Origin of the sequence: Pontibacillus halophilus JSM 076056 = DSM 19796, from assembly GCF_000425205.1 — a bacterium.
GTDB lineage: Bacteria > Bacillota > Bacilli > Bacillales > BH030062 > Pontibacillus_A > Pontibacillus_A halophilus.
In genome coordinates this window covers 25,923-38,724 of record NZ_AULI01000001.1, presented here as the reverse complement: position 1 = coordinate 38,724, position 12,802 = coordinate 25,923, and the positions used below count along the sequence as shown (strand labels likewise).

At 45.9% G+C, this 12,802-nt stretch carries 8 protein-coding genes; 2 read left to right on the top strand and 6 right to left on the bottom strand.

Annotation, left to right across the window (positions count from 1 at the left end; genetic code table 11):
- Nucleotides 1-86 precede the first annotated feature (86 nt).
- Nucleotides 87-3,323: a DEAD/DEAH box helicase gene (locus H513_RS19315; RefSeq protein ID WP_051239546.1), complete on the bottom strand. Its 3,237-nt coding sequence runs from the start codon at nt 3,321-3,323 to the stop codon at nt 87-89.
- Between the two features lie 192 nt (nt 3,324-3,515).
- On the opposite strand from H513_RS19315, the gene H513_RS0100165 reads away from it, so the two are divergent.
- Nucleotides 3,516-4,943 (top strand): 4-hydroxyphenylacetate 3-hydroxylase family protein, encoded by a 1,428-nt coding sequence (locus H513_RS0100165; protein ID WP_026798870.1) that lies wholly within the window; start codon nt 3,516-3,518, stop codon nt 4,941-4,943.
- 22 nt (nt 4,944-4,965) lie between these two features.
- Here H513_RS0100165 and H513_RS0100160 read toward each other — a convergent pair whose 3' ends face one another.
- From H513_RS0100160 to H513_RS0100145, 4 genes are all read right to left on the bottom strand, one after another.
- Entirely contained in the window at nt 4,966-5,883 is a 918-nt protein-coding gene (locus H513_RS0100160) for a ketopantoate reductase family protein (RefSeq protein ID WP_026798869.1), read from the bottom strand.
- A gap of 79 nt (nt 5,884-5,962) precedes the next feature.
- The gene (locus H513_RS0100155) at nt 5,963-6,526 is read right to left on the bottom strand and encodes a phospholipase D-like domain-containing protein (protein WP_026798868.1); all 564 of its coding nucleotides are present in this window, start codon (nt 6,524-6,526) and stop codon (nt 5,963-5,965) included.
- A 95-nt stretch (nt 6,527-6,621) separates the two neighbouring features.
- Nucleotides 6,622-8,580, bottom strand: coding sequence for a hypothetical protein (locus H513_RS0100150; protein WP_026798867.1), 1,959 nt, complete (start codon nt 8,578-8,580; stop codon nt 6,622-6,624).
- Nucleotides 8,581-8,595: 15 nt separating this feature from the next.
- Nucleotides 8,596-9,864, bottom strand: a complete 1,269-nt coding sequence (locus H513_RS0100145) for an ATP-grasp domain-containing protein (RefSeq protein WP_051239544.1) — start codon at nt 9,862-9,864, stop codon at nt 8,596-8,598.
- A gap of 496 nt (nt 9,865-10,360) precedes the next feature.
- Between H513_RS0100145 and H513_RS0100140 the strand changes: the two genes are divergently transcribed.
- A complete protein-coding gene (locus tag H513_RS0100140) occupies nt 10,361-11,884 on the top strand; it encodes a glycine betaine uptake BCCT transporter (protein ID WP_036768879.1) in 1,524 nt (507 codons plus the stop codon).
- A 58-nt stretch (nt 11,885-11,942) separates the two neighbouring features.
- Here the strand turns inward: H513_RS0100140 and H513_RS0100135 are convergent, their stop codons facing one another.
- The gene (locus H513_RS0100135) at nt 11,943-12,731 is read right to left on the bottom strand and encodes a DeoR/GlpR family DNA-binding transcription regulator (protein WP_026798864.1); all 789 of its coding nucleotides are present in this window, start codon (nt 12,729-12,731) and stop codon (nt 11,943-11,945) included.
- Nucleotides 12,732-12,802 lie beyond the last annotated feature (71 nt).

The window sequence follows — 12,802 nt, the reverse complement described above, 5'->3', positions numbered from 1 at the left end:
ATTCTGAAAAATCAAAATCTTTTCTTCTGTAAAGTTCTGCAAAGGAAAAGCCACCTACTCCTACCATAAGGAGTGGGTGGCTTTTGTTAAATGCTTAAGATATCGCGAATATCGTCTTCTGTTAGAGCGGATAAGTTGCCTTCTCCGGACTGAATCAGTGTGTCGAATAAGTTCTGCTTTTGCTCTTGAAGCGATTGAATTTTCTCTTCAATCGTACCTTTCGCAATCATTTTGACGACTTGAACGGATTTCTTCTGTCCGATGCGGTGGGCACGGTCGGCTGCTTGTTGTTCAACAGCAGGGTTCCACCACAGATCGTACAGCACGACGGTATCTGCTCCGACAAGGTTGAGACCGGTTCCGCCTGCTTTCAAGGAAATAAGGAATAAATCATTTTCCCCTTCGTTGAATCGGGTTGCCATCGTAACGCGGTCTTGTGCAGGCGTTTCTCCGTCAAGATAAAAGTAGGTGAGACCTTCTTCTTTCACCATGTCTGCAATCAAGTCGAGCATGGATGTGAATTGGGAGAAGATCAGCAGTCGCTGGCCATTCTCATGGGCTTCTCGTACAAAGGTACGCAGTTCTTCAAGCTTCCCAGATTGCCCTTCGTAATCTTCGACGAATAGTCCAGGGTGACAGCACAGCTGTCTTAGTCGGGTCAGGTTACTTAGAATCTGCATCCTATTTTGCTGGAACGTTCCTGTTGCAAGCTGGCGTTTCGTCTGCTGTTGAATCTCTCTAAGGTATCCGACGTACAGCTCGCGTTGCTCTTTCGTTAAATCGGTATACCGAACGGTTTGGATTTTGTCCGGAAGTTCGGTTAGGACGTTCTTCTTCGTCCGGCGTAGCACGAATGGTGAAATTTTACGCTGGATGAGCGGTTGGGAAAGTCCCTTGAACGATTGTCGGTCATACAAGAGACCTGGCATGACAATCGAGAATAAGGACCAAAGCTCTTCGGCGCGGTTCTCAACCGGTGTACCTGTTAAGGCAAATGCAGTCTCGGCTCGAATGGTACGGACTGACTTGTACGTAAGCGATGTATGGTTCTTGAACGACTGTGCCTCATCCAATAGCATGCCTTGAAAGAAATGAGACTGATATAAGTCCACATCCCTTCTCATAATTGGATAAGACGTAATAATCATATCTACATTTGAGAGGTCTTCGAGCTGTTTTCGCCGCGCTTCCTTCGTTCCGGATACGATGCGTACGTTAAGTGTCGGGGTGAATTTAGCTGCCTCCTGTTCCCAGTTGTAGATGAGAGAGGCAGGAGTCACGACAAGAAACGGCTCAGCGTCTGGACGCTCCAAGCGGCTAGCCAAGATGTAGGCTAAGCTTTGCAACGTCTTCCCAAGTCCCATCTCATCGGCTAGTACGCCTCCGAACCCATGGCGAGAAAGGGACCGTAACCACTGAAAACCACGCAGCTGATAATCCCGCATAGTTGCCTGTAACGCCTCAGGTGGCTCTTCTTGCAACGTTTCAGGGTGCTTCACGGCTTCAATGAGTTTCATAAACGCTTCACTTTGTTGAACCCCTGCGGATGTGTCGACTTGGAGAGCGCGATATTTCGGAAGATGCATCACGCCACCTTCGAATGCCTCAGGGTCAAGGTCGAGCTGGTCGAATAACTTCCGTATGTGTTCCCAGTTGTCCTCATTCAAGTCTACAACCCGCCCGTTATCGAGCTGGTGGTAGCTTGCCCTTTCCTTTAGGGATTGGAAGAGGGATGTAATCTGGTCATCAGACAAATCCTCTGTCGGGAAACGAACTTCAAACCATCCATAATTCTCGTCTACGTCTAGCGCCAATGGCACCTCTTCTGGTAACTCCCCGTACATGTCTTGAACACCGTCAGACATCGTGATTTCTGCTTGTTTCTCTAACTCAGGAAGAATGACGTAGAAGAAACGACCAAGGTCTTCGCTGCCGCGTAATGAAAGTACCGATCCGTTCCAGTGGAAATTCGCTTGTGTGATTAGGTCCATCAGTTGGCGCTCCACTTTCATATTACGGGTGATCACTTGATTGGATTGCCGCTGACTCGGGCGAAATGGGTCGATTACTTCTTCGCCGTAGTGGAAGGTTAGGTTAGCCATTAACACGTGATCTTCTTCCTGAAGATGTAGTTTCGGTTCGCATTCATAGCGCTTCAAGTTGGATGTAATGTCGTCCTCAATAACAAGGAGTTCGTGTTCTTCTAGAACAGGAAACACCGTTCCAGCTAGTTGTTCGACATGGTCCTGTTCAAGGACTTGCGTACGCTCAGGCTGCTCTGCCAAATGGTTATACAAAGGAATGACAGATTGGGCGATGTCTCTGCTGACTTTATACAATTGATTTTTCTTCACGAAATAAGGTGTGTCGGCAATTTGTTCACTTAAGAATCCATTGTCTACAATGGTTAATGAATAGTGTCTGTTATCTGATGCGAGGCGGAATGATTCAGGGAAGTGATTCTGTTCAATATGCAACGGAACATCTTCCATCTGCCCCTTCAACACGACCGAATCACACTCTTCAAGTAACGGGAAGAGCTGTGAAAGGAAGTGGTTCGGGAGTTGAATATTCTTTTTCGCACTTCGTAAATACAAATCGCTTTCACTGAAATATTGCTGACTCTTAATGATGGGATAAAGAAACTCAAGCACTCGTGCGTCGTCTTCGTTAATAAGCTGTGTGTCCGGTTCATACGTGAATTTAGAAGTGAAATACAAAGGCTCTCCGTTATACCATGCGTCCACGAACTGAGCGGGGTCCTTCACCACGTATAACTTTGAGGTGCCAGCCTTGATACTAAGTTCTAAGTCACTTGGTTTAGAGAAACGGGTGAATACGCCTTCCAATTCGAATTGAAGATGCAAGGGTTCCGTTTCTTCTTGTACGTAATTGTTCTCAGATTCCGTTACCTGTTCAAGTAATGTATCCACGAAAGTCGAAGCTTTCTGAAGCTCCTGCTGAGAGGGTTCGTTCCCTTTCAGTGTCGCTCTTCTTGCCCCAGGCGTCTGGTTATCTGTATACCGCTTAATCGTCTCGAGCAGTGCAGCAACCATGTGCTTACATACGCTCATACCTTCCTGGAATGCAGGACAGGTACATTGACCGTGCATGTAGGCGCCAGATTGGTTGGCAAAGGTAAGCTGCACTTCGTACTGATTTGGACTACCGGCCACTTCAGCGAAAATGCGAGTATGCAGTTGGTCGGAAGTGGTATAACGGCTATAACGTGTTACAGCTCCAGCATCGTAATACGATTCACCACGCTTATAGACCGTCCAGCCACTAAGCTCCAATACTTCTGGTGCCGTTAAATCAATCATATCTTCAAGGACTCCTTTACTAAAACGCTCCTAATACAATAATGACATTGTATCGTACAATTCATTCATAACAAAGTAATGGAAATGACATTCCACCTTGAAAACGACGAAAAGTCACAATAAAGGAAGGTTTTGGAACGATACAAGTTTCCTATGTATACACTAAAAGGGACGTATGTAAGGGGGATGAGTATGTCGATTATTACAGGCAAAGAGTATCTTTGGCGAATCAATAGGTTGAAGGCGGACATCTGGATGGATGGGGAACGCATTGTAGGGGAGCTATCCAGTCATCGTGCATTTAGCGGGGTGATGCGTACACAGGCAGAGTTGTACGACATTCAACATGCCAGTCCTGAACTTTCCTTCCGCCAAGACACGACAGGGAAGCGGGTCAGCAATTCGTACAAAATCCCTCTTACAATTGAAGACCTCATCGCTAGACGAAAGTTAACGGAGGCTTGGGCTAGGCATACAGGGGGATTGATGGGAAGAAGCCCGGATTACATGAATACGGTGTTAACGGCCTTCCGCATGTCAACGATTCACCTTCAGAAGAGTGAAACCGTCCATCCTGACCGTCTTGTTGCTTTCTACGAAGAAGCGTGTGAGAAGGATTATTCCTTCACCCATACGTTTATGAACCCACAACGAAATCGTTCACAGTTGGCGATGCTTGATGATGATTGTATGAATGCGCATGTGGTAAAGACGAACCAAGAAGGCATTGTTGTGAAAGGCGCCAAGCTCTTGGCGACGCAAGGTGGGATGACGGATGAATTGCTCGTCTATTCTGCCCCAGGTGTTGCAGATAAGCGCCATGCTTATTTATTCTCGGTGCCAACGAATACGAAAGGCATCTCCTATCATTGTCGAGAGTCATTTAAATGGGACGATATTCAGTATAATGCGCCCCTGTCCTCACGCTTCGATGAAAATGATGCACTTGTTGTATTTGATGAGGTGCTTGTACCGTGGGAGCGTGTGTTTATTTATGAGGACATTCTGGCGACTCATCAGCTATATGTGAAAGGGTACTTCACACCACTTACCCTTCATACAATTGTATCGAGACAGGTCGTGAAGACAGAACTACTACTTGGGATTGCTCAGTCTGTTGTAGACGCCATCGGGATTGGGGAATATGAGCACGTTCAACTAAAGGTCGCACAAATAGCGAAAGGGCTAGAGAGCATGCGTGCGTTGTTACATTACGCAGAACAATCTGGAGAGAAGATGGATGGCTATTATATTCCGAATCGAATTCCTCTATTAGTGGCGGTGAACACCTTTCAAGAGACATACCCAAGGTTCACAGAAATCATTGAACAACTAGGGGCAAGCGGAATGATTACGTTGTTCTCAGAGAAAGATTTCGAGTCTGAAGTTGGGGAGAAGCTATCGTATTATTTGCAAACAGATGTTGCTGATGGGAAAGAGAAGGTTCGTTTGTTTCGCTTAGCATGGGATATATGCATGAGCCCATTTGGAACGAGGCAAACACTCTATGAACGCTTCTTCTTTGGAGATGCGGTCCGCTTGGCGAAGATGATCTATGATATCTATCCAAAGGATGATGGCCTAGCGTTGGTAAGTCAACTGTTGAAGGATACTAAATGAGAGGGGGGTGCCCTCTCATAAATTAGTCCCCGCGTTCATACGGCTTAATTAAGGCATGAATCATTTCAATAGATGGTAAGGAAATTCCGATGTTCTCTGCTAGCCGAAGCGCACCGCCGTGTAAATGGTCGACCTCTAAAGGGAGGCCTTTTCGTTTGTCTTGATGCATGGAAGAAGTCGCTTCAGCTGGGAGTGTATCGATCTTAGAGAGACCAGCTGCTACGTGCTTGTCCGTCAATGGAATTTCGTATCCTAAAGCTAACTGTTTCATTTCTTGAAGCACTTTCTTCGCTGCTTGTAGCGTCGAAGGTTCCGCGCGTACTTTACCAATCTCAAGATCACTTGCAGTCGTAATCCCACTGAATGCGGTAATGAACATATACTTCTGCCACATGTCAGTTAGAATATGTTCACTTTCTAGCGTTCGCATCGTTGCTCCATTACTCACTTCCGTTAACTTCCGGCATACGTCATGTTGAGATGGATGAAGTGGGCCGAAGTGAATGTCGTGCAAGTCGCTCGTATGAACAACATGTCCACGATCATCTAACGTTGCAATGATATACGAAAGCCCGCCAAGAACGTTCTCTTCCCCAAGTTCCTTCTGCAGCGTATACAAATGTTCAATCCCATTTAGGAGTGGCAATACTTTCGCTCCGCCTTCAACGAGAGTCTTCAGCGTGGGCAATGCTCCTTGCAGGTGATAGCCTTTCACGCCTACTACGACAAGGTCGGTCTCATCAAGGTTCTCAGTCTTTTCCACAATAGTTGGATCCTTAATGGTCACATCACCATGTACACTTACAACGTGCATGCCATATGTACGTAATTGTCGTGCTCGCCCGGGTCGAACGAGGAACTGGACATGTGCGCCCGCTTCCTGCCAACGGGCTCCGAAATAAGCGCCTAAAGCCCCTGCGCCAAGAATTGTAATGTTCATTTTTTCCACCTCATTTCTACTTCAATGTATCAAAGTTTAGAAGAAAGGTCATGTGTTTCGATTTTCAATAGGATATTCATTATTTATAGGAGTAAAAGGCATAGCTCACCGCTTCATCCCACATTTCTTCAAAGCGGCGTGAACACGTATGGATGGCGGAGGATTCTTTGCATAGAAAGAGAATTTCATCGTTGTGTTGGAAGGCGTGCCGACTAAAAGGAGGAGAGCCCGTAAGCAGTTGCTGCTTATCACACAAGAGGAGGGATAGATTCAATGTCCCTTCATGTTGATGCGTCTTGATTTGAACACCGTAGTCGTGAAGGAGGCGGGCGAGCTTAATACAGTCGCTGTCATCTGTGAGTTGATGTCGGTCTACTAGTACTCTTACACGGACCCCGCGTTTCGAAGCGTGGCACAGTTCACCAATAATATTTCGGTCGGTCAGTAGGGAGGTGGCCACCTCAATCGTAGCCTCAGCCTGAGAGATGGTATCGGTAATGGATGGCTTCAATGATGGGGAGGTTCTTGAGAAGAACACGTGGAGGGTCTCGGTTTGTTTCGATTTGCGCCTTGACGTTGATAGTCGATATCCAATGTAGATCCCAGCTGCTAAGCAACCTCCAGATGCAAGTAGAATGTCCATCATTCTCCCCCCTTTATACCATACATACGGAGAATGAAGGTTGTCTTATACATAGGATACAGAAAGACCGTCAGTATGCCACTGACGGTCTTCTTCTACATCCACGTATATTCTTGTCCCCAGCTAGCTTTTGCGAGTTGTTGAACTTGATGGACATGTTCATCCTCGACAGCATAGGACTCGCCTTGTTCGTACGGGTTGTAATGATACGCATAGAGTCGAGACACGAACTCATGGAAAGGAAGCGAGCATTCGCCTTCTAGCTCGCCATGTCCGAGTACGGTCGGTTCGATTCCTTGTCCCCAGTTTTGGGAGCTGTCGTTGTTCGGGTTATAGAAGTAAATGCGATACTGTTCGTTAAACTTCGCAATTCGCTGGATGGACACAGCATGGAATCCGAGCATTTTCCCATGGACATTCGTAATGAATATGCCAACAGGGTTCGGATAGATCAACTCATAGTCATCGTTGTACTCTGGGTGATGTGTGGCATAGAACAAGCGGACAAAGCCGGCATAATCTACGATGTTGCCTGTAATAGGATCAATGGCAGTCGAGAACCCCCGCTGTACCCAGCTTCCATAGAAAGAAGGATTGACCCATCGATGCCCGTCTTCTCCACGTAACGAAACGCGGGTCATCATCTCACTGTAAATACGGTCGAGGTGAGGGACGAGAACGAGAGACACAGGGTCAAGCTCCTTATGTAATTCCGGAGCCAGCCCACCTGATAAATCCTTCGAATGGATTTGGACTCCCTCAAATGTAAAGTCAAGGTCACCATCTCGCGCCGCACGCGGAATCAGTTCTAGGAGCATTCCAGGAGCGTGCTGAGCCCATAGACTAATACCCCGTGCAGCCTGACACGTTGGATTCATGCCTTGGCCAACGCCTAGCGGCTGTCCGAGTACGTTAATTACGCCTGATAGGAGCAGTGTATTTGCTGTAAGTCCGTCCCCTTGATGTGCAGCCTGGAACAAAGTGTTACGAACGTCTGCACGAATATCAAGTTCGATGAGTCGACGGAGTCCAGGTGTAACAGGTGCCGATGAGAGCACGCCTCGTTCAAGCATGAGTGCAAGCCCGTAAATCGACTGTTTCGTCGCAGGGTAGATTGCGGTCTTGATTACCTGACCAACAAGTTCTGCATGTTCCTCTAAATTTGCTTTTCCTTTGCTATTAAGCCCAAGGGCAAAGGGGAGCACTTCAGGCGCATGACGGTTTAAGAACCGAACTAACGTCGCATGCTGTGGCGCTACGAGACCCGTATGCCTCATGGAGGTAGCAAAGGATTTACTTTCAGAAATTAACTCTTGTTTAGACAAGTCCTTCAGTTGAATCCGATACCGCTGTACCTGTGGATATTGGCGGCTCAGCAGGGAAGGACCTTCAATGGCTGAAATGTATTCCTTCAACGTTTCAGCTTCATACGATTCGTCTCCTGATGCGAGTAATTCCTTCGCCATGGCAATCATGGAGACGGTACGGTTAATCATAATCGGACGTTGGGCGGTTAAGCGCTGTATTTCTTTCACAAGTGTGGTCACAATGGCTTTAGGGGAGAGGTATTTGATAATAAATTGCAGCAGTTGTTGGGATAGGTGTAGGTTCTCTCGTTTCTCAATCCGAGAGCTTTCCGAGGCATTCGGAAAGAGAAGGTCTAAGTTGAGTACCATGACTTCGTTCAGAAATTCTTCCGCCATCGATGGTGTGACAACAGGGTGGGAATATTTGTCCTTAGCGAGTGCCAACATTCGCAGCTCGCTAAGCACTTCAATAATCATCGGCAATCCTTTGGCTTGGAGAGAACCTGCAACAAGTGGGGGTTGGAGCTTTTCGGCTTTCTCCCAAGGCCCATCTTGAAACACGCCGCTCTCGTCATACTGGTCAGCATACTGGTATAAAAGCTCTAAACCAGCTTTCGTCTGTAGAAGCCGATTCGCTTCTTGGTAGACATCCGTCTGATATTTCGCTTTCGCAAATGGCGGGGACTGCTTCAACTGTTCCAACGCAGTCGTAAACCGCTCTTCTTTAATTTGAGTAGGTTCAGCCATAGTGACTCTCCTTTCTTACCTAAAGAAGTTGTACTCTTCGTACATCTTAAGTAGGTTACGCATCTCTTCTGGGTCTTCCCCTTTAAAGAAGATGGTGCCGTAGTGGTTTCCAAAGCCATCTGTCTGAGCAACTTTTCCTTGTGGAGGTGTAAACATGTCATGCTTCTCAAAATACGGATGCTGTTCAAGTTCTTCTGGTACCGTTAATTCTTCTACATAATCCACATGTGGATGAACCATCAGACATCCTGCATATTCGCTTGAGTCCGTAGGGGAAGGGAAGAATTGTGCGAGCTCTTCTTCAGTTGTGTTCGGATCACTACACAGAATTTGGGCTTCATAGGCATTAAATCCATGAGCCTTCTCAATAAGGTCGAAGATATGGCCACCCGGTACACGCGCAGCAACCTCACCAAAATGAAGCGTTCCATCAGGCATGATGAAATACTCTGGGTGGATAACTCCATATTCAATTTCAAACGCTTCAATAAGCTGTTCAATCGCTTTATGAATGAGTGGACGCTTCTCTTCTAAGGATGCGGAAGCAGGCACAAAGTTTGAATAGCCAAGGCGAATGTACTCTGTAATGTTCAGGAATTGGATTTTACCTTTATGAACGAAAGCCTCACAGGAGAATTCCTGTCCGTCTAGATGACTTTCCATTAACAAAGGGAAATCTTCTTCTGTTAGTTTCGCAACATCTTCTAATCGATCAATGGCTAAGTGGCCAACAGATCCTGCTTTGTCTAGCGGTTTAACGTGGATTGGCTCATAGTAATCCCCATCCATCTTGAGTAGTGCATCATTCACTCGCTTTAAGAAGCGTTTAACATCTTCTGTGCTTCTTGCCTCTTCAAATACACCAACTTTAATCCCGGCGATTTGTGCTTTACGCTTCATAAGCCCCTTGTCTCGTAGAAGGAGGGAACGGTTGAACAATCTTGGTTCTTCCCGGAAGCGTGCATTCAACGCACCAGCCCATTCTACACACTCTTCATAAAGAGGCACCGCAAGCTCTACCCCCATGTCTTTCAGTTGCAAATAAAGGCGGTCAGAACTATCGTTCATTCGGTTAAAGTCCCAACCGATAAAGGCAATGTCATGCTTCTCCGCATATTCTTCGAACCCAATTGGACCTACCACTACGAATGGTCGGTTTAAGCGATGGGCAGCCTCTATTGCTGGAATGCTCCATCCGATTAACGCAGTCAAATATGGCTTCGTCTTTGGTCGGTCTTCGGTTTCCTGTACAGATGAATCAAGATCTAGTTCGTCGAGCTTCATGCCATCCACTCCCTTAGGAAAGTAATCAGTCCCAAATAAAGGAACCCTTATCTATCTTAAAGTAACAAACCTTTCCCGTTTTCTTAAGCTTTAATAGGGGATTCGACGAAGGTTCTTATAATGTTACAAGGTTCTACAAATTTAGATTTAATGGTAAGGGAAGAGGGCTTTGATGATTGTAAGAATGGACGATGTGTAAGTTGCTAGGTGAGAGATGAGAAGGGGAGCAGAAAGGGATAGAATTTACCATTGAACATCCAGTCTCCCACAAGGGTTCACCGAATGCCCCACCGATAAAACATCACTAGTTCAAGAGAAGGATGAAGTCTATTCCACATAAAGAAAAAGAAGGTTTAGTGAGGAGTACCCACGCAAAATTTTGTTGAAAAAAGAAGTTTATTCATTGCATTTTGTGATATAAGTGATAAAATTATTTTCGGAATGAAACGTTTGTACAGATTAAACTTTATAAATGAAACAAAGAAAGGGGATACTTATGAAGAAAGTAACAAGTGTATTTTGGATTTCACTTGCAATTTCCGCCATTTTCGTACTGTGGGGTGCATTTGCTCCAACTCATCTTGGTGAAGTATCAAGTGATATTCAAGGATTTCTTACTTCTAAGTTTGGATGGTTCTATCTACTATCCGTAACAGTTTTCTTGGTCTTTTCGATTTATTTAATATTCAGTCCTTATGGTAAGATTCGTCTAGGAAAGCCAGACGACCGACCGGAGTACAACAAGGTTACCTGGTTTGCCATGCTATTCAGTGCAGGTATGGGAATAGGGCTTGTGTTCTGGGGATCTGCAGAACCACTTGCTCACTTTGCCACTCCTCCACAGGCTGAGCCAGAATCGGTTGAAGCTGCTCGTGACGCGTTGCGTTACTCCTTCTTCCACTGGGGCTTCCATACATGGGCCATTTACACCGTAATTGCGCTTGGGATTGCCTACTTTAAATTCCGTCGCGGTGCACCTGGCGTCATCAGTGCCACATTCAAGCCGATCCTTGGAGACCGCGTATACGGCCCAATCGGGAAAACGATTGATGTCATTGCGGTATTTGCCACAATCTTTGGTGTAGCGACATCACTAGGTCTTGGAGCTTCCCAGATTGGGGGCGGACTTGCGTTCATCACTGACATTGAGAACAACATCTCGACTCAGTTCGTAATTATTGCCATCGTTACGGTTCTATTTATGATTTCTGCTTGGACAGGTCTAAGCAAAGGGATTAAATATTTGAGTAACACAAATATTGTTCTGGCGCTTGGATTAATTCTACTAACGATTATTCTTGGACCGTCTGTGTTCATCATGGATATCTTTTCTTCTACGTTAGGTTCTTATTTCCAGAACCTACCGATTCAAAGTTTCCAAATGGCACCGTTAACGTCAGATTACAATGAATGGATTCAAGGATGGACAGTATTCTATTGGGCATGGTTTATTGCTTGGTCTCCATTCGTAGGAACGTTCATTGCCCGTGTATCGAAAGGACGTACGATTCGTGAATTCGTCACAGGCGTTCTTCTCGTTCCAAGTCTATTCAGTATGTTCTGGTTCGCCGTATTCGGTGGTTCTAGTCTGAAGCAAGAACTTGACGGAGTGAACACTGGACTTACGGATTTAGCAACTGAATCTGCTTTATTCGGTACATTTGAGTCATTCCCATTCGGGATTGTACTAACGATTATTGCGATTGTGCTAATCAGCACGTTCTTCATTACTTCAGCGGACTCTGCAACGTTCGTACTTGGTATGCAAACGACTAACGGAAGCTTAAATCCACCAAATGTCGTTAAACTAAGCTGGGGTGTGATTCAAGCAGCGACAGCAGGAGTGCTTCTTTACTCAGGAGGTCTCGGTGCTCTGCAAACGGCGTCCATCGTGTCTGCCTTTCCATTCACCATCATACTCCTTATGATGGTTTGGTCGCTGTCCGTTGCATTGAAAGAAGACCATCAGAAAATGCAGTATCAGCAAGAATCAAAAGAATCTTATCAACAAAGCTCTTAAGTAACTATGAAACAACGAAAGGGAACTTCCTTAACCAAGGAAGTTCCCTTTTTTCGTTTTAAGCGTTCTTAGGATAGAGCCAGTTGGTAGCTGTTGACTCTAGAGAAGCAGTCCAGTTACTAGGAGGTGCTTCATTGCTTACGATGGTATGAATGTCATCAAGTGTAGCCATCTTTACGTAGGTGCGTAGCCCGACCTTAGAAGAGTCGGCCATAATGTAGTTCTGTTCAGATTGCTCCATTAGCTTCTTCGTAAATAAGGCTTTGTTCGGATCGTAGCTCGTTACGCCGTGGTCAATATGCACACCATCTGCTGCAATGAAGGCCTTGTTCACGTAGAAGTCCTCCATCATCTTCTCAGCAATCGATCCAGACACACGTAAATGTTCTACACTCACTTCACCACCTATGAAGAGGATGCGTGCATCGAGCTGCTGGCGTTTCTGATAGTCTACGAGTTGGTTCAATGCCGGGATGGAGCATGTCATAATGGTAAGATTCTTCTTCGTTGATAGAAACGGAATCATATGAAGAGGAGTGCTTCCTTCATCAATGACGATGCGGTCATGGTCGTTTACTTCATCTGCTGCAAGCTTTCCAATTAGCTTCTTCGCCTCAGAATGAAGCGACGTCCGTTCGTAGTGAGGAAGTTCCTTCTCCTGTTCGACAGGGATTGCCCCTCCGTATACTTTCTTCAGCTTCTGCTCTCCTTCAAGGTCATCCAGGTAACGACGGATGGTTTCGGTTGAGACATTCAATCGATCTGCAAGTTCGTTGACCTTTACTCTTCCTTGATGTTCAAGCAGCTGGGTAATCTCTTTCTTTCGTTCTTCGGCTAGTAGGGACAAAGCTCGTACACCTCTATTCTTACATTTCTTCTTATTCTATCGTAAGAGGGGAAAGGGATATAGAAGGCCCC

Bases quoted from the DNA above. Each gene is read 5' to 3' on its own strand.
- H513_RS19315 (WP_051239546.1), bottom strand. From the start codon at position 3,323: ATGATTGATTTAACGGCACCAGAAGTATTGGAGCTTAGTGGCTGGACG.
- H513_RS0100165 (WP_026798870.1), top strand. From the start codon at position 3,516: ATGTCGATTATTACAGGCAAAGAGTATCTTTGGCGAATCAATAGGTTG.
- H513_RS0100160 (WP_026798869.1), bottom strand. From the start codon at position 5,883: ATGAACATTACAATTCTTGGCGCAGGGGCTTTAGGCGCTTATTTCGGA.
- H513_RS0100155 (WP_026798868.1), bottom strand. From the start codon at position 6,526: ATGGACATTCTACTTGCATCTGGAGGTTGCTTAGCAGCTGGGATCTAC.
- H513_RS0100150 (WP_026798867.1), bottom strand. From the start codon at position 8,580: ATGGCTGAACCTACTCAAATTAAAGAAGAGCGGTTTACGACTGCGTTG.
- H513_RS0100145 (WP_051239544.1), bottom strand. From the start codon at position 9,864: ATGAAGCTCGACGAACTAGATCTTGATTCATCTGTACAGGAAACCGAA.
- H513_RS0100140 (WP_036768879.1), top strand. From the start codon at position 10,361: ATGAAGAAAGTAACAAGTGTATTTTGGATTTCACTTGCAATTTCCGCC.